Source organism: Haloarchaeobius caseinilyticus (assembly GCF_051207395.1).
Taxonomy (GTDB): domain Archaea; phylum Halobacteriota; class Halobacteria; order Halobacteriales; family Natrialbaceae; genus Haloarchaeobius.
Map to the genome: position 1 here is coordinate 175,604 of NZ_JBPJZC010000004.1, position 21,590 is coordinate 197,193.

General features: G+C 64.5%; 17 protein-coding genes. 9 read left to right on the forward strand and 8 right to left on the reverse strand.

Annotated elements, in window-relative coordinates; genetic code table 11:
* Position 1: 1 nt before the first annotated feature.
* Positions 2-856, forward strand: a complete 855-nt coding sequence (locus ACSC1P_RS18470) for a metallophosphoesterase family protein (RefSeq protein ID WP_435361683.1) — start codon at positions 2-4, stop codon at positions 854-856.
* A gap of 1 nt (position 857) precedes the next feature.
* Here the strand turns inward: ACSC1P_RS18470 and ACSC1P_RS18475 are convergent, their stop codons facing one another.
* The 8 genes from ACSC1P_RS18475 to ACSC1P_RS18510 all read right to left on the reverse strand — a co-directional run bounded on the left by ACSC1P_RS18475 (position 858) and on the right by ACSC1P_RS18510 (position 12,650).
* Positions 858-1,997 (reverse strand): oligopeptide/dipeptide ABC transporter ATP-binding protein, encoded by a 1,140-nt coding sequence (locus ACSC1P_RS18475; protein WP_435361684.1) that lies wholly within the window; start codon positions 1,995-1,997, stop codon positions 858-860.
* Positions 1,994-3,070 carry an ABC transporter ATP-binding protein gene (locus ACSC1P_RS18480; protein WP_435361685.1) on the reverse strand — a complete coding sequence of 359 codons (1,077 nt, stop codon included), beginning with the start codon at positions 3,068-3,070 and terminating at the stop codon, positions 1,994-1,996. Before ACSC1P_RS18480 ends, ACSC1P_RS18475 begins: the two co-directional genes overlap by 4 nt.
* Before the next feature lie 130 nt (positions 3,071-3,200).
* Complete coding sequence (locus tag ACSC1P_RS18485; RefSeq protein WP_435361686.1) at positions 3,201-3,470, reverse strand: hypothetical protein; 270 nt, start codon at positions 3,468-3,470, stop codon at positions 3,201-3,203.
* A 200-nt stretch (positions 3,471-3,670) separates the two neighbouring features.
* On the reverse strand, positions 3,671-4,633 hold the full coding sequence (locus tag ACSC1P_RS18490; protein ID WP_435361687.1) for a Gfo/Idh/MocA family protein: 963 nt from the start codon (positions 4,631-4,633) through the stop codon (positions 3,671-3,673).
* Positions 4,634-4,801: 168 nt separating this feature from the next.
* Entirely contained in the window at positions 4,802-8,809 is a 4,008-nt protein-coding gene (locus ACSC1P_RS18495; RefSeq protein ID WP_435361688.1) for a twin-arginine translocation signal domain-containing protein, read from the reverse strand.
* 105 nt (positions 8,810-8,914) lie between these two features.
* On the reverse strand, positions 8,915-9,676 hold the full coding sequence (locus ACSC1P_RS18500; RefSeq protein ID WP_435361689.1) for a sugar phosphate isomerase/epimerase family protein: 762 nt from the start codon (positions 9,674-9,676) through the stop codon (positions 8,915-8,917).
* A 41-nt stretch (positions 9,677-9,717) separates the two neighbouring features.
* Positions 9,718-11,742 carry an alpha/beta hydrolase gene (locus ACSC1P_RS18505; protein WP_435361690.1) on the reverse strand — a complete coding sequence of 675 codons (2,025 nt, stop codon included), beginning with the start codon at positions 11,740-11,742 and terminating at the stop codon, positions 9,718-9,720.
* Positions 11,743-11,807: 65 nt separating this feature from the next.
* A complete protein-coding gene (locus ACSC1P_RS18510; RefSeq protein ID WP_435361691.1) occupies positions 11,808-12,650 on the reverse strand; it encodes a GNAT family N-acetyltransferase in 843 nt (280 codons plus the stop codon).
* Between the two features lie 107 nt (positions 12,651-12,757).
* Between ACSC1P_RS18510 and ACSC1P_RS18515 the strand changes: the two genes are divergently transcribed.
* The 8 genes from ACSC1P_RS18515 to ACSC1P_RS18550 all read left to right on the forward strand — a co-directional run bounded on the left by ACSC1P_RS18515 (position 12,758) and on the right by ACSC1P_RS18550 (position 21,583).
* Positions 12,758-14,206 carry an enolase-like domain-containing protein gene (locus ACSC1P_RS18515; RefSeq protein ID WP_435361692.1) on the forward strand — a complete coding sequence of 483 codons (1,449 nt, stop codon included), beginning with the start codon at positions 12,758-12,760 and terminating at the stop codon, positions 14,204-14,206.
* Positions 14,207-14,254: 48 nt separating this feature from the next.
* Entirely contained in the window at positions 14,255-15,229 is a 975-nt protein-coding gene (locus tag ACSC1P_RS18520) for a GNAT family N-acetyltransferase (RefSeq protein WP_435361693.1), read from the forward strand.
* Between the two features lie 95 nt (positions 15,230-15,324).
* The gene (locus ACSC1P_RS18525) at positions 15,325-16,191 is read left to right on the forward strand and encodes a sugar phosphate isomerase/epimerase family protein (RefSeq protein WP_435361694.1); all 867 of its coding nucleotides are present in this window, start codon (positions 15,325-15,327) and stop codon (positions 16,189-16,191) included.
* 80 nt (positions 16,192-16,271) lie between these two features.
* Positions 16,272-17,249 (forward strand): Gfo/Idh/MocA family protein, encoded by a 978-nt coding sequence (locus ACSC1P_RS18530; RefSeq protein WP_435361695.1) that lies wholly within the window; start codon positions 16,272-16,274, stop codon positions 17,247-17,249.
* Between the two features lie 22 nt (positions 17,250-17,271).
* Positions 17,272-18,249 (forward strand): Gfo/Idh/MocA family protein, encoded by a 978-nt coding sequence (locus ACSC1P_RS18535; protein ID WP_435361696.1) that lies wholly within the window; start codon positions 17,272-17,274, stop codon positions 18,247-18,249.
* Between the two features lie 26 nt (positions 18,250-18,275).
* Complete coding sequence (locus ACSC1P_RS18540) at positions 18,276-19,544, forward strand: CapA family protein (protein WP_435361697.1); 1,269 nt, start codon at positions 18,276-18,278, stop codon at positions 19,542-19,544.
* 76 nt (positions 19,545-19,620) lie between these two features.
* Complete coding sequence (locus ACSC1P_RS18545) at positions 19,621-20,637, forward strand: Gfo/Idh/MocA family protein (RefSeq protein ID WP_435361698.1); 1,017 nt, start codon at positions 19,621-19,623, stop codon at positions 20,635-20,637.
* Between the two features lie 52 nt (positions 20,638-20,689).
* Positions 20,690-21,583 (forward strand): Gfo/Idh/MocA family oxidoreductase, encoded by an 894-nt coding sequence (locus tag ACSC1P_RS18550; protein ID WP_435361699.1) that lies wholly within the window; start codon positions 20,690-20,692, stop codon positions 21,581-21,583.
* Positions 21,584-21,590 lie beyond the last annotated feature (7 nt).

Sequence of the window (21,590 nt, forward strand, 5' to 3'; positions counted from 1 at the left end):
GATGCAGACGATAGGCCTCCTCTACGACCTGCACATCAGTATCGGTCGCTTCCCGCACGAAGACGAACACGTCCAGCACGCTGCCATCGACAAGCTGAACGAAGTCGGCGTCGACTGGACGCTGGCCGGTGGCGACCTGCGCCTCATCTCGCCGTGGGAAGACGCGACCCAGTGGGGCGAGTGGCACGGCGACCCCGACGACGCCTACTACCACAGCGAGTTCGGCAAGGCGAAGCGACTGCTCGACGAACGCCTCGACAGCGACTACCACGTCATCCGCGGGAACAACGAGCGACCCCTGAGCGCGTACCGGAAGCACTTCCCCGCGGAGGACCACCCGCTGTGGTTCCACTTCGAGGAAGACGGCGCGCGCTACGTGTTCCTCGACTCGAACCCGCACGACGGGACCCACCCGCTCACCGAGATTCAGAACTTCGTCACGGCCCCGCAGATATCCATGCTCGAACGGCTCATGGACGAGGACCCGGACATTCCGACGTTCGTCTTCTGTCACGCCCCGTTGTGTAAGCACACGGAGCTGGACGAGAACTGGGAGACGCGTTCGAAACCGTACTTCTTCGTCCTCAACTATCAGACCGTCCAGAGCGTGCTCTCGCGCGGGAACACGGTGCTGGTGAACACCGGGCACTACTACTACGACCACGGCCGTGGCAGCAAGGTCGAGAACGGCATCGAGTTCGTCCTCTCGCGCCATCTGAGCCACATGTCCGAGGAGTCGGACTACGGCGGCGACGTGCGCTGGATGAACGTCGACACGGAGAACAACTACGCCGAAGTGCGCTACTACGACGTCGGCGAAGACGAAGAAGGACAGTTGACCGAAACGACCTGGTAAGTCAGTCGTCGTTGTCGGCGGTGGCGGTCGTCCCGCCTTTCTCGTCGAGCGTTTCGAAGTCGCTCGCAGCGTCGGCGTCGAGCGGTTCTGACTCCCAGTACTCGTGGTGGTCGTCCATCCGGAAGCACGCCGCCTGCGTCTGGCACTCAGTCTCGACGAGTTCCGGAACCTCTCCCGTACAAGCCTCTCTCGCTTCCGGACAGCGGTTGTGGAACCGACAGCCCGATGGCGGGTTCTTCGGGTCCGGAATGTCGATTTCACGTACCGGTGGCTTCGTCTGCTGTGCCTTCTGTGCGAGGTCGGGGTCGAGCGGCGGCGTCGCCCACGCGAGCACCTTCGTGTACGGGTGTTGCGGGTTCTGCAGGACGCGGTCCGCGGGGCCGATTTCGACCAGTTTCCCCAGGTACATGATGCCGATTCGGCCGTCGGCCTTCTCCGCCAGATACCGGGCGTTCGAGAAGTCGTGTGAGATGAACAGGAACGAGGTGTCCACCAGCTCCTGCAGTTCGAGCATCAGGTCCATCATCTCGACGCGCAGACTCACGTCGAGCGCGCTCACCGCCTCGTCGGCGAGGATGAGGTCCGGTTCCATCAGAATGGCCCGAATCAGTGCGACGCGCTGTTTCTCACCGCCGGAGAGTTGGTGTGGGAAACGCGTCGCGTAGTCCTCGGCGGGCTTCATCCCGACACGCTGGAGTAACCGGTAGATGTGGTGTTCGCGCTCGTTCACGTCCATGTCCGGCTGCCAGCGTTTCAGCGGGTCCGAGAGACAGGAGACGATGGTCCGGTTCGAGTTCAGCGAACTCCCCGGGTCTTGGTGGATAATCTGAAGCGACCGACGAATCTCGTCGAACGGGATGTCCGGATTCCGTGAGTCTTTCGCCGCCCAGATGTCCTGCCCACGGTACTTGACGCTGCCACCGGTCGGCCGCTGGAGGCCGACGGCGGTCTTGCCGAGCGTCGTCTTGCCACAGCCGGATTCGCCGACGAGTGCGAGCACGTCCTGTTCGGCGATATCGATAGACACGTCGTCGACCGCCTTGACGACGCTATCGTCGTGTGAGAAGATCTTGTCGAGGAAGCCGTCACTCTGAAAGTGGACTTCGACGTTTTCGAGTGAGACCAGTGGTTCCGTGCTCACGTGTCACCACCTCTGTGGGCGTGCGCACCGAGCCCATACGGCACCGACTGTTGGGCTTCTTCCGAGTAGAAGCACGCCGCTTCGTGTTGGCCTTCCACCTCGTGGAAGTGGGGGTCGCTCTGGACGCACTGTTCACGCGCGACGGGACAGCGCGGGTGGTACGAACAGCCAGCCGGAACGTTCACCGGGTCAGGTGCCTCGCCCTCGATGGGTCGCATCTCGTCGAGCGGTGCGTCGACGCTCGGCACCGACCGAAGCAGCGCACGAGTGTACGGATGCCCGGCGTCCCTGACCACGTCGGCGCTCGGGCCGTACTCGACGAAGTTGAAGGCGTACATGACGCCGAGTCTGTCGGCCAGTCCCGCCACGAGCGGCAGGTCGTGCGTGATGAAGACGACCGTCAGGTCGTAGTTCTCCTGTAAGTCCTGCAACAGCGTCAGAATCGTCCGCTGCATGAGCAAGTCGAGTGCCGCCGTCGGCTCGTCCATGACCAGTATCTCCGGTTCGAGGATGAGGCTCAGCGCGATGAGGGTGCGCTGTTTCATCCCGCCGGAGAGTTCGTGGGGATACGCGTTCATCACGCGCTCGGGGTCCATGTAGAGGTCCGAGATGAGCCGGTACGCGTGGTCCATCCGCTCCGAGTAACTCGCCCGGTGAGCGTGGATGGTCTCCTCGAAGTGGTCTTTGATCTTCATCGTCGGATTGAACGAACTCATCGCTCCCTGGAACACCATCGAGATCTCGTTCCAGCGAAGTTTCTTGAGTTCGTCGTCTCGGAGATTGAGCACGTCGACCGGGTCGCCGTCACGCGGGTAGTACGTGATATCGCCGGTGACGATACCGGGATTGACGACGGCGTCGAGTAAGGCCGCCGCGAACATCGATTTCCCGCTGCCGGACTCGCCGACGACGCCGAGGATTTCTTCGCGGTAGATCTCCATCGAGACTTCGTCGAGTACGCGGGACTCGCCGCGGTCCATGTCGAACTTGACCGTCACGTCGTTCATCTCGATGATGACGTCGCGCTCCTGTCCCCGTTCGTGCGTCCCGAGCGCTGCCTCGCTACGGGACACTCGCATCACCTGCTAGCGAGCCATCGCGCGCTGCGAGCGGTGGCGTGGATACTCTACCGTCGATACCGTCGACCGTGGTGGTGTGTTTCGTGCGCATGTGTCGGTTGGTGGGTATGGTGGCCAGCACGGTTCAGTAGTTCCGGAGGTACCGCAGCGTCCCGTACCCGACGAGACCGAGGGTGAAGGCGGTGAGTCCCCAGATGCCGAACATCCCTGCGAGGACACCGTCTTCGACGGGATGGCCGAGCATCCACAGGACCTCGAACGTGTACCCGATCGCCGTGACGAGGACGCCGAAGACGGTCAGTGACAGAAAGAACGAGCGACGGAGCGCGAAGACGCCACGCTCGACGAGGCTCGCATCCTGCCTCGCGTCTGCTCGCATCGTATTCGATACCATGTGTTAGCAATTCAGAAGACAGACACCTAAAGGTTGTGTCGCCGTACTGGGTGGATAGGCGTTCGCTGCACGGGCAGCAGACGAAATTCGTCGCCGACTCCGCTACTGTGTCTCGACTGACTAGCAGTCGGTGAGTGGCCAATCGACTCGTCGTTACTGTGTCTCGGTGCGCTGCTGTGCCCCGGGCGTCCTGGGTCGATTCATCGGTCGCCGGGAGAGGACACCGACCTCGACGCTGCCGCGTCGATAGCGGCCCAGTTCAGTTCGAGCGTGCGCGTCGCGTCGGCGAACGAACAGCGAACGAGCGACTGGTCGTCCGCTTCGCACGCCTGAAGGAACTGTTCGACCTCTTTCGCGTAGCGGTCACACGTGCCGTCGAACTCGATTGCTTCACCGTCTACCAGACCGGTCAATCGTTGGTCCGGATAGTCGAGGTGCATTTCGAAGTCGTCCCCGACGATGTCGAGTTCGACCGTCCACTCCGGTGCGGTGACCGACGACGAGACGTTCGAGACGACCCCTGTCTCGTGTTCGAGCGTCGCGGCGACGGCGTCGAAGTAGTCGATTTCTGGCGTCCCGACCGACTCGCTGCCGGCCGCGAACACGCGGTCGACTTCCCCACCGAGGTAGCGAAGCAGGTCGTACACGTGCGTCGCTCGAACGTTGATGTCGCCGCCGGACAGTTCCATCTCGTTGCCCCACTCGCTCGCGAGCAAGCTACTCCAGTAGCAGGCGTCGAGGAGCGCGATTTGCCGCTGGTCGATGAGTTCGATGGCTCGTTCCGTGATGGCATCGTACCTGAAGACGTACCCAGAACCGGTCACGACGCCAGCGTCGTCGAGGACTCGTTCCCATTCGCGGGCGTCTTCGGGATGGAGACCGACGGGCTTCTCGACGAAGCAGTGGACGCCGTGTTCGGCCGCGAGTTCCGCCTGGTCGTCGTAGGCGAACGGGGGAATCGCGACGAAGACGATATCGAATTCTTCCGCCTCGAACAGTGTGTGGTGGTCGGTGTAGACAGACGCGCCGCGCGGGTCGGCCGCGTCACGCGCCGCTTGTTCGTTCACGTCACAGACGGCGACGATCTCGTGGCTGTCGACGTCGTCGACGCAATCCATGAGACCGCCGGCCATCTTGCCAGCTCCGATGAAGGCTATTCGCATCTCGTGTTCATCTCACTCGATAGAACCTTCAACGTTGTGTTGACGAGTGACAGACGTGAGTAACAGCGTGGCGAAAAAAGGGGAACGATCCAGTGATGGCAGACGGGGGATGCCGGTAGCGTCGGCAGTCCGGTAGCGTCGGCAGTGTCGTGGAGTTGTCGAGTGCCTTCAGGCCGACCAGGTGGAAGAGAGCGGGACAACGCAGTCGCCACCCTCGACGAGGACGTACTCGTAGCCAGCATCGGGGTTCTCGGAGTCAGTGAACTCCTTGACCGTGGTCCGTTCGCCGACCGAGAGCGTCACGCGGTTGCCGGATTCTTGCGTCACGCCGGTAATCTCGTACGCACCGTTGCGCATGTCGACGGCGTCGCAGTACACCCAGCGACCGACGGCGTCCTCGATGGACGCGCGATTGCCACCGTTGCTGTTGTGCCCACCGGCGAGTTGGACAGTTATCTCGTTGTCGAGCGTCAGCGACCGAGTGAAGTCTTCGACCGTCCCTTCGAAGCGTCCCACCGGATTGCTGACGAACGGCTGCCCGGGGTCGTAAGAGCCGTCGTCCTCTTCGTTGACCGGCCGGACGAGCGTCCCGTCGCCGAGGTAGACCTGACTGACTTCGCCGTCGTTGACAGAGACGACGGCGTACTCGCCCTGGACCTGCACCGTGCGGTCGATGGTGTAGACGGTATCGCGGTCGTAGGTCCGGACGACGTAGTCGGTCCGACCGTTCGTGAGTTCGACCTTCACGGCAGCGACCGGCCCGGACGCGACCTGCATATCGCCGTCGTCGAACGATTCCTCGTCGCTGTCGACGGTTTCGACGAGCGGACTGGAGATGGACGCGACGTACCGGTCGTCGACGTACGGTTCGACGACCGAGGTGAACGTCGTGTCGAGGTCGGTCCCTTCGCGATGGGCGAGGGCGTACCGGAACTTGTCGGGGTTACCCCACCGCTGTGGAGGGTTCCCACTCGCGATGGCCACGTCGTCGCACTCGGTGAGCATCGTCAGCCGGAGGTGCGCGTCGATGTCCGTGTCGAGTGCGTCCCAGTAGTCGACGATGTCCCAGTCGACGCTGAACGCGCCGGGGTCGTCGTCGCGGCTCACGTCGTAGAGGTAGTTGTAGCCGTTGCCGACCTCGCGGTTGTAGTCGGTGTCCTCGCCGCGACCCGGCTTGGGGACGTTCGGACCGGCGTAGGTGCCACCGTCCTGTTCGGTGAGCGAGAGGCCCTCGATTTCGAGCCCGGTGTTCGACTCGAACTCGACGTCGAGGAACTCCACGGTGGAGCCGTCGAGTTGGAAGTCGTCGAAGTAGAGCGCGCCGGTCTGGCCCTTGCCGACACCGCCGAAGATGCCGACTTGCGAGTCGGTCGGACTGTCGAGGGTGTAGGACCCAGCGGCGTGGGTAGACCCACTGCTGTCGACGAATTCTACGTCGACGCCAGTCCCGGACTGGGTGACGGAGAGGCTGAACCACGCGCCTTTCTCCCAGTCGTTCATGTTGTCGTGGTCGCCCCAGGTGTTGCTCTCTGGGTAGTAGATACCGATTTTCGCGGCCGGGTCTGCGCCCTGATTGCCGACGCCGGCGACGACGCGGCGGCCCTGGTCGTCCGTGCCGAGGGAGACCGAGTGGTTGTGGTGCCAGTAGTCGTTGTAGCCGGTGACCGCGCTGTTGATGTCGACGGTGACGTCCACGTCGCTGCTGCCCGCGTCGATGGCGAGGCCACGCCAGTCGTGACTGTCGCCGTCGGGGTCGTATACCCGCGTCGACCACGTGCCGGTGGTCTTCTTCTCGGTCGACGCCTGAATACTCCCGACGCCGTTGCGCACGACGAACTCGGAGACGCCGTCGGCGAGACTGTAGCTCAGGTCGTCGCCGGGCACTTTCGCGCCGTGGAAGCTGAACAGGTGGTCGTCGCCACCAGCGACGCGGAAGAAGTCGACCGAGTACGAGTCCTCCTCGTCCACGGCGACCTGCATCGTCGTCCGTTCGTAGGCGTCACACTGGTCGTAGACGTTACTCGCGTCAACGTCGAACACCTGTACGTCGTCGGTGTGGTCGAAGAAACGGGGCTTCGAGACCCACTGTTTCTCCTGTTTGTTTTCGTCGACGAGGACGGTGTTGTGACTGACTGTGTTCGAGGTCCAGTTCCGACGCTTTGGCCAGCCACCGGTCTCCTCGGGGTAGCCGAGGTCCGGACTGAGATTCAGGCCGTGTGCGAAGACGCCGAGGTTCAGCGTGTCGCGGTGACAGTGACTGGTGCCGTACCCCTCGTCGGGGCCGTACGCGTTCCGACCGTAGTAGGTCCAGACGCCGCGGCCGTTCTCCGCGTCGCCCGCACGAAGCGCGCTGAAGCCCAGTCCGGCCAGTTGCGTGCTGTCGATGTCCAACGGCCCTTCCGCATCGAGGACCGCCTGGATGTCGTCTTTCACCGAGTTGGGGTCGGTGTCGAAGATGCCGCCGCGAAGCCCGTCGGTGGACTGGTCGTTACGGAGGTAGATCCACCGCGCGAGGTCGTCGCCGCCGTGGACTTCGTACGCCCGGACGAGGTTGTCCGTCTCGATGGTGTACTGGAAGCCCGGTGCCCCGGCCCCTTCCGTGTCACCGTACTTCGGGACGTACTCGTTCAGGTACGTGATGGGGTGTTGGGTCTTGAACGACTGCTTGAACACGGGATTCTGGTAGAGGTCTGCGCCCTCGTAGGCGTCGTAGCCGTTGAGGGCGTCGGCAGTCCCCTGCAAGGCGGACGCGACGAGGCTGTTGTAGTGGGGCGTCCCCTCGTAGGGGTGGCCGTCGCGGTCGAACTTCGTGAGCAGCGACGAGAGTACGTCGCCGCCGGTGATGTACCAGTTCCCCCACGGCGTGCCGTCGTCTTCGTACTCCAGTCCGCCTGCTTTGAACAGGAAGTCGAGGGCGTCTTTCGTGTAGCCGTCGGCGTCGTCCTGAATGACTGCCGAGAGGGCGAGCGTCGTCTGGTGACTCCCGAAGTTCCCCCGAATCTGTGCGTCCTTGAACGCCGGGAGTATCTCCTGAATCAGGCCGGTCTCGATGTTCGCTCGGATGTCTTTGACCGACGACTTCGAACCGATGCCGGGATACTCGGCTTCCTTCTCCGAGAGGAACGAGACCATCTCGTCGTCGCCGGACTGTGCCGGGAAGACCGCGTCGTACGCCTGCAGTATCGCTTTGATGCGGAACGACTCCCAGATGGAACCGGCTACCTTCCCGCGCCCGGTCCCACCGTGTGAGTTGTTCGGCAATCCGTTGATGTAGGTGTAGCCGCTCTCTTCGAAGTACACCGTGTCTTGCAGACTCAACTCGGGATAGACGTCGGCGATACGGTCGAGCAGCACCGAGGCTGCCGTCGCGTACTGCTGCTCGCCGGTGTAGAGGTAGGCGTCGCGTAGTGCGACGGCCAGTTCACGATGGCCGTATCCAGCGAACCAGTGGTTCGCCCACGCGACGGGAACCCAGCGCTGCCCTTCCGGACCGAGGTCACCGTTCTCGTCGACCCAGCCAGTGCCGTCGTCGACACCCCAGCCCGCACCCATCTCGGGGTGTTCTTCGTTGACCAGCAGCGAGTCGTCGGCGAGGTCCGGATCGAACTTGCCGGCGTCGTCGAGGCCACTCTTGCGGTACGCCTCGTAGTCGTTCGTCGGGAGTGTGTACGTGCCGTTCGTCACCTTCCACTGCTTCCCGGGTTCGCAGGCGTAGCTGAAGCCGGAGAGCGGGTGTTTCGAGTCCCAGCCACTGCCAGGGTAGTAGCCGGCGTTGCCGCCGGCGAGCCAACCCGCCCGCGGAACGTCCTGACTCGTGACGTACTCCCAGAGTTCGTCCTGCGAGAACGTCGAAAGGACGGTGTCTGCGTCTTCGACCGCGCCGTCGCGGATGTCTTTCGCCCAGTCGTACTGCTGGATGTTGTCGCGTGCTGCCTGTCGTTCCTCGTTCGTGTAGTAGGTTACTCGTGTCTTTTGTGCTGTATCGGTTGGGGTTGCCCCGGCCATGTTCGCGCCGACCATCGACGCCAGCGCCGCGACTCCTGAGGCTTTCAGGAAGTCCCGGCGGTCCACCGGCAGTGAGTCCGCCACCAGTGAGAGGTTCGGGTCGAGCCATTCGGTCCAGTCGTCGTCGGATGCGCCGCTCCCCCCGACATGGGATGTGTTGTCACTCGACATCGCATCTGGTCATACCCACTAAATCTTAATAAGTATTCGGTATGTTGATTATTCTGAATTATCTGACTTCCTCGTCCGGGAGAACGTCTGTCCCGGACGAGCGACTCACCGCATCGACGTGAGATACGCTCTGTCGCGTTCAATCGCCTCCTCGTAGGACAGGTCGTCGGTGACGAACTCGACGTTCACGTAGCCTGCATATCCCTCGTCCGCGAACGCACCGAGCACCGCCTCGAGGTCGAAGAACGCGTCCGACAGGAGACACCGGTCGCGCGTGTCGCGGTCGGGCACTGCCTGCACGTGGACGTTGTTCGACAGGGGTGCAAGTGCCCTCGCCTCCTGCACGAGCTCTGCCGGAGCCATGCCGAACAGTGGCTGGTAGTTCAGGCCACACGCCTCGTGGTCGACGCCCTCGACGACACGTCGGGCACCTTCGGTCGTGTTCGTCAGTGTCCCTTCGTGCTTCTCGACCGTGACTTCGAGTCCCATATCTGCCGCCAAGACGGTCGCCTCGTAGAGGTCGGAGACGACCTCGTCGTGGTGGTCGTCGTCCCGGTCTTGCCACTCTTGGTCGCCCGCCCAGACACGGACGAGGTCCGCCCCGAGTCGGTCGGCGACGCGAAGTTCGTGTGAGAGTTCGTCGTGGAAGCCAGCCGTTCCGGGGCGGAGATACGACCCGTAGACCGGAATCGCGAGGTCGTTCGCCAGTGCACACTCGCGAATCGCGGCACACGTCGCTTCGTCGCCGTCGCCGACGTGGTCGCCGCCCCAGACTTCGACACCGTCGTAACCCGCGGCCGCGGCGGCATCGAGGACAGCCAACACGTCCTGCTGCTTGTTCGAGATGGTACAGAGACCGAACTGCATGGTTGGTCCTTTCGGGTGAATTGACAAAAGCGTTCCCGCATTCAGGTTCGACGGTCCGGGGCCGGAAGCCCACCGTCGGGGAACGGTACCTGCTCGACCTGCCGGTCGTCGAGCACCGGCAGCAGCTGTGGCACGTCGAATCGACCGACCACGTCGAAGACGTTGAGGCCGAACACCGGGTCTATCTCGGCGGTCGTCGCCCGGTCGCGGAACGTCGGCACGTCGTCGAGGGTGACGGCGACGAACTCCGCGTCCGCGACCGCGGCGTACAGTGCGGGGAACATCATCCGGCCAGCACCGACGATACCGAGTCGCTCGCATCCGATTCGCTCGCGGAGGTAGTCGGCCGCCCGGAGCACATCGAAGGTCCGCATCGCGAGCAAGGAAGTGCCGGTCATCAGCGCGTCAGAAGCGAGTTTGTACTCGGTCCCGTGGTAGTCGAAGTACGTTCCCCCGTTCGCCAGCGGCGTGTTCACGTTGCGCGACCGGACGCCGCCGACGCCACGGGGGTCGAAGACGAGAACGACACCGCGTTTGCGAGCCCACTCGTCGACGTCGTCGCGGTAGGCGTCGATGTCGTCGGTCCCGTGCGGAAGTAACACGATGGTCGGTATCGACTCGTCTACGTCCGGGTCACGAACGATAATTCCGGTGGTGACGATGTCGGGTTCACTCCGGAAGAACACCTTTTCGCGGACGAGTCCGTCCGATTCTTCGCGCTCGATGGACCGTGGCGAGAGTCGACACCGCGACCGGTCGAGGTCGAAACGGTCCCGAAGGCGGTCCGGCAACTCGTCCACGTCGGGCCGTTCGGTGTCGCTCGTCCGTCCCGTTTCGTCGAGGAAGTCACGGACGAGGTCGACGACGTGGCGTTCGTCGGGGTAGGCTGCGTTCACCTCGCCGTCGGGGAGGCAGTGCAACGTTTCCACAGCCTCGACGGCCGGGTCCCCAGTCTCGAACGTCGGGTCTCGGCCCTGCAAGTGGACACGGAACCAGTTGACCGCGGCCTGTCGCAGCGTCGGGGAAAACCCGTGCGTCTCCGGCGACACCGTGAGGTCGATGTGCTCGGCCGCGTCGTACAGGCCGTACACCGACTCGGCGCGCTCGACCGTTCTGTGTGCGCCCTCGATGCAGAGGAAGTCAGACTGCGCAGCGCCAACACGAACCGGCTTCGGGGCGAATCCGGTGAGGAAGTCATCGTATCTGGGCCCGCGCTCGATTGCTCGCCAGAGAATCTGTTCGCCGTCCTGTGCCTGCCCGGTCTTCATGTAGTCCTCCTTGCTCGTCACGAAGCAACAGGGCATCGCGGCGGCGAGGCGGTCGTCGGCAAGCATCAGGTAGCCCGTCTGCATGCCGCCGCCGGAGTTGCCCGTCGCGCCGATGCGGGTCTCGTCGACCTCGGGCCGTCCAGCCAGATAGTCGAACGACCGGATACAGTCCCAGACGAAGAACCGGGCCAGATTCGTCCCGGCGAGCAAGCACTGATGCCCGAGGTAGGTGTGTTCGATAACGTTCTCTCTCGGGGTCGTCCCCGTTTCGGGGTCGTAGAACTGGTGACGCTCGCCCTGCCCGATGGGGTCGACCGCGAGGATGGCGAACCCCTCGGCAACGAGGTCGAGACACACTTGCTGGTAGACTTGCGCCGCTTTTCCCGTCGACGAGTGCCCACAGAAGAGGAGGACACCTGGGACCTGCTCGGCTTCGGACTCGTCGTCGCTGCGTTCGCCGAATTCGTCAGCTACTGCGTCGGGAAGATAGAGGTTCGCTGTGACGTGGAACCCAGGAAGACTCTCGAACACGACCGACTCGACGACGTAGCCGTCGCGTTCGAGCGTTCCGGTCACTTCGGGCCGAAGTGGCGTCTTTTCGCTCGGGAGTCCACCCATCGCGTCGAAGAAGTGCTCCCGAGCAGCGTCTCGTCGGGCCGCGGCGGCCTCGACCGAATCGACCGCTTCGCGAGCGCGCTCTGCGGCCGCGAACTGCGCGTCTGCGCGTCTGCGAATCTCTCTCGGAAGCTGTGCACTGGCGTCGTAGAAGCCGTCGACGTTCTGGGCGAACGAGTCCATCGGTGGACTGAATCGACGTGTACGAGTCGATTAAAGCTTTGCCTGCGACGGTCGCCCCACCCGAGTTATCCCCACGCGAAGTCGACCGCCCCGTGGACTGCGGAGCCGTTCAACAGCCGTTCGTCGGTCTCGTAGCTCATCCTGACGAGTTCACGCCGTTTCTGTAGCCCGTACCGTTCCAGGACCTCGGTCGTCTCGGGTGACGGGAAGGAGTCGACGACGAGACACGGGTCAGTGAGGACGCCGGCGGCCCCGTCGAGCAACCGGGGGAGGTCGGCGGGGTCTGGTGCGACGATTGGGCCCAGTTGTGGGTGTTCACGCCCAGGTCGAAGTATCGCGTACGCTCGAAGGCTGCCGTCGTCTCGGACGCCAAGTGCCGACGTGCCGACTTCGGACAACAGGCGACCGAGGAGCTTGCTCCTGTCGACACCGACCGTCGCGTAGTCGAGTTCGTAGATGGAGTCGCGGGCACTCGGCGTGAGTACCGTCGCTGCAGTCTCGGTGTCGGGACTGGCGTCGAGCGGGCCGGTCCAGCGTTCGATGGGACCCGCGTCTTCGAAGTCGTGGTCGTGATAGATGGACGCGCCGTACTGCGTCGCGTCGAGGCCGATGGCTGACGAATTCGCGTCGCGCGCGTAGTCTAGGCCTCGTTGGAACAGTTCGGTTCCATAGCCAGCGCGCCGATGGTCTTCGTCGACGAGGACCATCCCGATCCACGACACGTCGTCGTAGGTGGCGACGCAGGTGGTCGCGACGACGTCGCCGTCGATACGACCAGCAAAACAGCCGTTCGGTGAGAGTGCGAGAAATCGCTCCCAGTCCGCTGCCACCTGATTCCACCCTGCCTGAGTGGAGAGGCGTACGCCAGCCTCGACGTCGTCGAGGGTGAGCGTGGTAATATCGAGCACGTCTACCACTCACGCCGGGAGGAATAAAATGTATCGCTGGCACAGTCACCCGAAATCGGAGACGCGACCGGGCGGAGTTTTATCTACCGTCGGCGAGAGTGTCTCGTATGACAGTTTCCGTCGCGGACACTGAGCTGTACGTACTGAACTTACACCGGCGGATGACGTTCCACTTCGGAAACGTCCACGTCGCCGAAGGCCCGCAGATTCTGCTCGACGCGACCGTCGAAGTCGACGGCGACGAGTATCGCGGCGTGGCGATGGGTGCGCTCGCGCCGATGTGGTTCTACAAGGATCCGGACCTCACGATGGAGTCCGGCGTCGATGCCATGCTCGACGTGTTCGAGATCGCGTGCGCGACCGCCGAGGAGATGGCGGCCGAACCGTCTGCGTTCGCGTGTTGGCAGGCACTCTACGACGCCATCGGGAATGGGACGCCGGACACCGACCATCCTGACCTCCTCTGGAGTTACGGCGTCAGCCTCGTCGAACAGGCAGTTATCGATGCGACCTGCACAGCACTCGACACGCCCTTCCCGGACGCAGTCCACGAGAACGACCTCGGCATCGACCTCGGCGCGATTCACGATGAACTGACCGACGCCGAGCCCGGTGACTTACTTCCCGACGAACCCCGCACCGACGCAGCGGTTCGGCACACTGTCGGCCTCAGTGACCCGCTCGTCCCCGCAGACGTGTCGCCCGAGGACCGACTCGACGACGGCCTCCCACAGACGCTCTCGGAGTACGTCACCGAGCAGGGCATCAGCCACTTCAAGATAAAACTCGCCGCAAAACCGTCCGACGCCGACCGTCTCCGGCGCATCTACGACGTGGTCGACGACCACCTCGACGACTACGCCTTCACGCTCGACGCGAACGAGCAGTACGACTCCGTCGCGGCGTTTCGCGACCAGTGGACAGAGATGGCGGCCGACGACGACCTCGCTGCGTTCTTCGACCACCTGCGCTACGTCGAACAGCCGCTACCCCGCGACGAAGCGTTCAGCGGACAGACCCGCGAGGCGTTCGCAAAGTGGGACGACCGGCCGCCAGTCATCATCGACGAGTCCGACGACTCGCTCGACAGTCTCCCCCGCGCGCTCGACAGCGGCTACGACGGCACGAGCCACAAGAACTGCAAGGGTGTGTTCAAAGGTATCGCGAACCGCTGTCTGCTCGAACACCGTCGCCAGCGAGACGGCGGTGAGTACCTGCTGAGCGGCGAAGACCTCACCACGCTCGGTCCCGTCGAACTGCAGGAGGACCTCGCCGTGATGGCCACGCTGGGCATCGACAGCATCGAACGAAACGGCCACCACTACTACCGCGGTCTGAGCATGCTCCCCGACGCGGTCCAGGAACAGGTCCTCGACGCACACTCGGACCTGTACACGCGTCACCCGGACGGTTTCGCGACACTCGCCGTGGAAGACGGCCGCATCGACCTCGGCTCGGTCGTCGAGGCACCCTTTGGCCACCGCGTCGACCTCGACACGGACGACCCGATATTCGTCCCGCTGTCGGAGTGGACGCTCGAATCCATCTACCTGTAAGCAGTCCCGCGGGGAAACCTATTTTCGGCCACCGTGAGTAGTCGTGTCATGGACTGTCGCCGTCTCACCCGAAGAGCCACGATTCACGAGGGCGTCGCTCGCTGGAACGCCTGCCACCCGACCGTCGCGTTCGACCACCGCATCGCCGAACAGCGACTCTTCTCCCCCGCTGACGGGGTCGCCACTACCGCGTGGGGTGGCTTCGTCGACGGTGACCTCGCGGGGTTCGTTGCCACCAAACGACTCAGGGAACCGGTTCCGGGGTACCCGGAGACAGACACCGGCTGGGTGAGTCTCATGGTCGTCGACCCGTTACTCGCAGACCCGGTCGAAGACGGCACGACGTTGCTCGAAACGGCCGTCGGAGACATGCGAGACGACGGCATCACGACGATACGATTCGGTGTCGACATCCGCAAATTCTTGCCTGGGCTGCCAGCCGCCGCCGAGGTGTACGCCCCCGCACTGGAGTCGGTCGGGTTCGAGCGCGGCCGAGAGCTGTGGGACCTCTACTGTGACATCGGCTCGCCCGACGCTCGCGCGGCGATGGCACCGCACCTCGACGCGCCCGACGGCGTGCGAGCGCGTCGGGCCCGACCCGAAGACGAGGTCGCACTTCACGCGTTCATGGAGCGCGAGTTCGACGGGCGCTGGGCGTACCAAGTCGAGACGAACTGCCGTCTTCCCGGTGGCTTGCAGGACTACTGGCTCGTCGAGCGAGACGACGAGGTGGTCGCGTTCGCCCGGACCGGCTGTGCCGATTCGTCGGTTCTCACGGCCTGTGTCAACTGGCTCGACCGCTGGGGGGCGCGCTACTGTGGCCTCGGTCCCATCGGCGTCGCCGAAGACGAACGCGGCAACGGGTACGGTTTGCACCTCATCGCGTCCGCGATGGATACGTTCCGAGAAACAGGCTATCACCACATGACCATCGACGGCGTCGCAGCAGGCTTACTCGACTACTACGCCCAACTCGAATTCAGCCCCGAACTCGCGTTCGTCGGCTACGCCACCGACCAGTGACCGTCGCCTCTTCTCGACCGACCGCCTCGCTCACACCGGCGTCGATGTCACCGTCAGGACAACACTCAAGTTCCACGCCGTGGCATTCTCTGTCGATGCAAACCGCGCTATTCACCAAGGTACTCAGCGACCGCAGTCTGAAAGACGCCTGTACGGTCGCCGCCGACATCGGCTACGACGGTGTCGAACTGATGTGTCGCGACCCGCACTTCGGTGTCGACACCACCGACGAGGAAGCAGCCGAGCTGCGCGACCACGTCGCAGCCCTCGGGCTCGAGATCCCGTGTCTCGCGACCTACACCGGCAGCTACCTCGACAAGAGTGAGGACGAGCGCGAGGAACAACTCGACCAGCTCGAACGGTTCTGTGAACTCGCGACGATACTCGACGTGGACCTCGTCCGCCACGGGCCCGGCGGGCCGTCCTCGTTCGAGGCCGAAAAGTCCGACTACGAGGAGGCGGCGGGGTGGTTCCGACGTGCTGCGGACCTCGCGGCCGAGTACGACAAAGAACTCGGTGTCGAGATTCACAGCAGCACTATCGTCGAATCGGCCGCCGACGCGCGCTACTTCCTCGACATGGTCGACCGCGAGAACGTCGGTGCCATCCACGACGCCGGGAACATGTTCATCTCCCGGTCGGACTACGGTGCGGCGTCGGTGAAGATGCTCGGCGACTGGCTCCGTCACGTCCACGTCAAAGACGAGCGGCGGGTCGCCGGCGACGGAGACGGGCGATTCACTGTGCGGACCGTCGAAGGAGCGGAGTGGTTCGAACCGGCTCTGCTGAACGAGGGCGACGCCGACCACGCGCCACTGTTCGACGCACTCGCCGCAATCGACTACGACGGGTTCCTCACCGACGAGTGCCACGTCGCGCCGACCGACGACCGCGACCCGGTCGCCATCGCGCGGGGAGAACACGAGACACTCGACCGTCTTCTCTCGAACGCAGGGCGGTAGACGGGGGAGACACGAGGCGAGAGAGAGACGAAGCGGCACAAACACGAACCGTTTTGGTCCAGCGGGCCGACGCTGGTGGTATGTCAGCACACGTCGGAGTCGTAGGACTCGGACTGATGGGGACGGCCCACGCGACGCGATTGCGCGAGGCAGGGGCCACTGTCGTCGGCGCGGACGTGAGTGCCGCGGCACGCGAGGAATTCGCGTCTGAGTTCGACGCCCCAACGTTCGAGTCACACGAGGCATTGCTCGATTCGGGCGTCGACGCGGTCGTGGTCACGGTCCCGAACTCGGTACACGAGGCGGTCACCGTCGACGCACTGGAGCGTGGCGTCCACGTCCTCGTCGAGAAACCACTCGCGCACACGGTCGAGAGCGCCGAACGCATCGCCGCCGCCGCGCGCGACTCCAGCGCCTTCTGTACGGCTGGCTTCGTGATGCGCTACTACGGCTGTGCCACGGCCCTCCTCGACCGCTGCGCTGCAGGCGAGTTCGGCGAGGTCCAGCACGTCGAGGCTGCCTACGTCCGCCGCGATGGTGTCCCCGAGAGCGGCTGGTTCCGCGACGCGCCCCTCGCCGGAGGTGGCGCACTCGTCGACATCGGTGTCCACGTCCTCGACCTCGCACTCGCGAGTATCGACTTCCCTGCAGTCGAGGGTGTCTACGGTCGCGCACGGAGCGAACGAGAACCCCTCTCTGTCGAAGACAGTGCCACGGCACTCCTCCGCTGTGCAGACGGGTCGACCATCTCGCTAGAAGCCGCGTGGGCGTCCAACCGCGAACTGCGCAAAGAAGTCGTCGTCCGTGGGACCGAGGGTGGGGCGACACTCGACCTCGTCGACGAGACGCTCACGGTATACGACGACCCGACCGAGGAACCCACCGTCGTCGAGACGGGCGAGACGGTCTGGTTGACGCCGGAAGTCGAGGCGTTCGTCGCCGCCGTCGACGCCGACCAGCCGCCGTCGACTGGGACCATCGACGAGGCGCTGACCGTGCAGCGAGCCATCGGCGCAGTGTACGAATCGAGCGACACTGGGGAGGTGGTCCGTCCATGAGCGACGGCCGAGTACTCGCCAGGTGTCGGCCGACCGCTGGACGGACGACTCCGGTCCGGGGGCGACGATGACGACCCTCGGCCTCGGTCTCGTCGGCCCGAGCGACCGTCTCGAACGGCGAGTTGCGCTGTGGCAGACCGTCGACGGGGTCTCCGTGACGGCGGTTGCCCCGACGGATGGGGTGTCTCCAGCAGTCGACACCACGACCGTCGAAACTGTCCCTGCGCTCGTCGACACGGGGAAAGTCGACGCACTCGACTGTGTCACCGCCCCTGCCCGAACCCGGGAAATCGCACTGGAAGCCATCGAACAGGACGTCCCTGTCCTCTTGCCGTGGCCAGTCGCCGAGTCGGTCGGGGACGCATCGGCCGTCGCCGACGCCGCAACCGAGGCGGACTGTCTGGTGCTTCCGACGCTCACCTCGCGATTCGCCCCGCCCCGTGTCCGTGCGAAAGCGCGCGTCGACAGCGGTGCGCTCGGCTCGGCCGGGAACGTCCGGGCCGCACACCGATACCAGCAAGAGAGCGTAGACGGGGAGGACGAAGATTGCGACGACGGCGAACTGCTCGCGGCGCTCGGAGTCGAACTGGACTTCCTTCAGTGGGTGTGTGGCGACCTCGTCCGCGTCTTCGTCCGTCGTGCCGGCATCCCGGCAGCCGTCGTCACCGGTCGGTTCGCAGACGACACCGTCCTTCACGTGACCGTTCGCGAAGCCGGTACGTCCGGGTACGGCTTCGAACTCGCTGGTGACGAGGGCCTCGTGGAGTTCGACACGACCGACTCACCTGGCGTCTCGACGAGTAACGGGGCCGTCCCGGTCGGCGAAGTCGACCCGCTCCGCCGCGTCCTCGTCCACTTCCGCGAGTGTGTCGTGGGCGACGCCGAGCCGCGGGTTACAGTCGCTGAAGCGGCAGATGTGCTGCGAATCGCACGCGCAGCACTCGACTCCGAGACGACGAACGAGCCAGTCTCCATCGACACCACCCAGGCCAACGATTAAGCACCTGTCCACGAGAGTTCCTCTCGATGACCGACAGCCTCGAGTTCACTACTGGGTCTAGCGACTGGTCGCTGTTCGCGGCCGGCGACTGTTGTCTCGACCCCGCCCGACGCAGCGACGACGATTCACTGCTTTCTCCTGCCCTCCACGACCGTGTCGCCGGTGCAGACTGTGCTGTGGTCAACTTCGAAGCCCCGGTCAGAGCCGACGGCACTGCGGGAATCCCGAAGAGCGGACCACCCCTCGAAAACGACCCAGCTGCACCGACGCGCCTCGCCGACGCGGGGTTCGACGTGGCGGCTCTCGCGAACAACCACTCGATGGACTACGACTGGGAGAGCCTCCGTCGGACCATGACCGAGTGTGAACAGCACGGACTCGCGGTTTGCGGGGCGGGCATGAACCGCACTCGTGCACTGGAACCGGCGACGTTCGAGGCCGCGGGAAACAGTGTCGCGATACTCAACGTCTGCGAGCGCGAGTTCGGCGTGGCGCGCGCAGACTGTCCCGGAACGGCGTGGTCCAGCCATCCAGACGCACGCAAGCGAGTACGTGACGCGGCGGCCGACTTCGACGTCGTCGTCCTCGTCTCACACGGTGGCGTCGAATACGTCCCCTTCCCATCACCGGAGCGACGCGCTCAGCTACACGAGTTGGCTGAGGCGGGTGCAGACGTCGTCGTCGCTCACCATCCACACGTCCCGCAGGGGTGGGAGGTCCACGACGGGACGCCCATCTTCCACAGCCTCGGCAACTTCGCGTTCGACAAGATGGCCGACGACACGGCGACGAGTTGGGGTCTCACTGTGGAACTCCACTTCGACGGCGACGAACTGGTCGGTGCCGACCTCGTCCCGACGGCGATGGTCGACTCGGTCGTGCACGAACTCGGTGTCGCGGACGAGCGCGACCGCGAGACCCATCTGGACTACCTGCACGACGTCGCCGACCGCACGTCGACGGCGCTCGACGCGCACTGGCAGGCCGTCGCCGTCCAGACCTTCTACCGGTCGTACTCGAACTGGTTGCTCACGGGCGTCGGTCACGATACCGCCGCACTCGAAGCGGCGCGAGAACAGCCACACGACGAGGCGACACAGCAGGACCTCTGGGACGCGAGCGAGACGACGCGCCGCGAGGAGATGCTCGTGTTGTTGAACGTCTTACGCTACGAGGGCCATCGACAGGTCATGACCGATGCGCTCGCCGTCCTGACCGGCGAGGTGGCGGACCAGCGCTCACCCGAGATTCAGATTGCCGTCGACGGCCTACTCGAGTGGACGCGCCGCGAGTGACGGCCGAATAGATACGTGTCGTTGAAGTCTAAAGTGGTCGAAAGGTTTTATTCGGTGGGGCGTGGTATGGTAGGGTATGACGACCGATAGAGAGTTGCCAGTCCGACTTGGACTCCTCTCGACAGCGCACGTCCATACGGGTGGGTTCGCTCGTCTCCTCTCGGAACGGGCCGACGTGGAGTTCGTCGGCCTCACCGACGACGACGAGCAACGTGGTCGACGGGCTGCCGACGAATACGATGTCCCGTTTCTGGGTCTCGAAGCGCTCCTCGACGACTGCGACGGTGTCCTCGTCTTCTCGACCAACACGACCCACGGGAAGTGGGTTCGCGCGGCGGCCGACGCCGACGTCGACGTCCTCTGTGAGAAACCGCTGGCGACCGACCGCGACGAAGCCGCAGACCTCGCTGCGACCTGCGAGGCGGCAGGCGTCAATCTCGCGATGCTGATGCCGCTCCCGTTCACCGACCCCGCCCGGCGAGCCAAACGCGCCTACGACGATGGTGCCATCGGCGACCTCACGATGGCGGTCGGGACGAACCGCGCGAAGTTGCGCAACCGTCACGAGACGGGCTGGTCCGCCGACGAAGAACACGCCGGCGGCGGGGCCGTGATGGACCACACCGTCCACATCGTCGGCCTCGTCCGCTGGCTCACGGGCCGCGAAGTGACGAGCGTGCACGCCGAGTTGGCGACTATGCAGGACGGCCCGGAGACGGAGACCATCAACGTCCTCTCGATGGAACTCGACGACGGGACTCCGTTCACCCTCGATGGCTCGTGGGACCGACCCGAGGAGTGGCACTACTGGGGCGACGCGACGCTGTCCCTCTTCGGTGACGACGGTGACCTCCACGTCGACTGCTTCGACTACACCTTCCGCGAAACGCGAGATTCGGGCGACGACCCCGGCATCGCGTCGACGTACTGGGGCGAAGAGCCCAACGAAGCACTCCTCGTGGACTTCATCGACGCGATTCGAGCGGGGCGAGAACCCGAGGTCTCGGGGCGAGACGGTGTCCGCGAGGCTGCCGTCTGCGTCGCCGCCTACGAATCCGCGGCCGCTGGCAGACCCGTGGAGGTCAAGTACTGATGAGGCTACCCGAACAGTCGGTCCACGAGCCGACTCCGAGCGGGGTGAATCCATGCGAGAAGTAGGAATCGTCGGCCTCGATACGAGCCACCCAGCAGCGTTCGCGGAGATACTCGACGACCGGGACGACGTGACAATCGGTGGTGTCTGGGACGACGGGACGGTCCGCGACGACGAGCACGTCGACCAGTTCTGTGCCGACACCGACGCGGAGCGGTTCGAGGACGTGGAGACGATGGCGGAATCGGTCGACGGGGCGATGGTGCTCACGGTCGACTGGGAGACGCACGTCCCGCTCGCGACCGCGTTCCTCGACGCCGACGTGCCGACGCTCGTCGACAAACCCCTCGCCGCCGACCTCGCGTCATTGGACCGATTGGAAGCGAGTGCCGAGGAGGCCCCACTGTGTGGCGGGTCGGCGGTCCCCTTCCACCCGGAGTTGCGCGCCCTCCCCTGTGGTGGCGAAGATCGTACCATCTTCGCTGCGGGGTACAACGACTTCTACTACTACCGCGTCCACCTCTCGGATACGCTCAGGCGACTCGCAGACGCACCGTGGGCCGCCGTCGAACCGACCGATGACCCGGGTACGACGCTCCGTGTCGTCTTCGAAAACGGTGTTCACTCGTGGATTCGCTACGACGGGACGCCCGACGAAGGTGTCTTCGGGGTCCTCGACGTGACCGACTCCTCGACCACGGCCGTCGAGATTCGAAGCGGCGAAGACAGTTTCGCGGCCCTGTACGAGCCGTACATCGAATCGTTCGTCCACGCCATCTACGGCGACCGCGACGACACGGCACTGCTCATCGACGCCGCACAGCTCGGACTCGCCGTCGAGGCTGCACTCGATGCGGGACGGCGTGTTACCCCCGACGACGATGTCCTCACCGAGACGAAGAAGGACTCGTCGACCTTCGTCGGGAGCTACGAACCGTACTACTGACGATGGT

Bases quoted from the DNA above. Each gene is read 5' to 3' on its own strand.
- ACSC1P_RS18470 (WP_435361683.1), top strand. From the start codon at position 2: ATGCAGACGATAGGCCTCCTCTACGACCTGCACATCAGTATCGGTCGC.
- ACSC1P_RS18485 (WP_435361686.1), bottom strand. From the start codon at position 3,470: ATGGTATCGAATACGATGCGAGCAGACGCGAGGCAGGATGCGAGCCTC.
- ACSC1P_RS18490 (WP_435361687.1), bottom strand. From the start codon at position 4,633: ATGCGAATAGCCTTCATCGGAGCTGGCAAGATGGCCGGCGGTCTCATG.
- ACSC1P_RS18495 (WP_435361688.1), bottom strand. From the start codon at position 8,809: ATGTCGAGTGACAACACATCCCATGTCGGGGGGAGCGGCGCATCCGAC.
- ACSC1P_RS18500 (WP_435361689.1), bottom strand. From the start codon at position 9,676: ATGCAGTTCGGTCTCTGTACCATCTCGAACAAGCAGCAGGACGTGTTG.
- ACSC1P_RS18505 (WP_435361690.1), bottom strand. From the start codon at position 11,742: ATGGACTCGTTCGCCCAGAACGTCGACGGCTTCTACGACGCCAGTGCA.
- ACSC1P_RS18515 (WP_435361692.1), top strand. From the start codon at position 12,758: ATGACAGTTTCCGTCGCGGACACTGAGCTGTACGTACTGAACTTACAC.
- ACSC1P_RS18520 (WP_435361693.1), top strand. From the start codon at position 14,255: ATGGACTGTCGCCGTCTCACCCGAAGAGCCACGATTCACGAGGGCGTC.
- ACSC1P_RS18525 (WP_435361694.1), top strand. From the start codon at position 15,325: ATGCAAACCGCGCTATTCACCAAGGTACTCAGCGACCGCAGTCTGAAA.
- ACSC1P_RS18530 (WP_435361695.1), top strand. From the start codon at position 16,272: ATGTCAGCACACGTCGGAGTCGTAGGACTCGGACTGATGGGGACGGCC.
- ACSC1P_RS18540 (WP_435361697.1), top strand. From the start codon at position 18,276: ATGACCGACAGCCTCGAGTTCACTACTGGGTCTAGCGACTGGTCGCTG.
- ACSC1P_RS18545 (WP_435361698.1), top strand. From the start codon at position 19,621: ATGACGACCGATAGAGAGTTGCCAGTCCGACTTGGACTCCTCTCGACA.
- ACSC1P_RS18550 (WP_435361699.1), top strand. From the start codon at position 20,690: ATGCGAGAAGTAGGAATCGTCGGCCTCGATACGAGCCACCCAGCAGCG.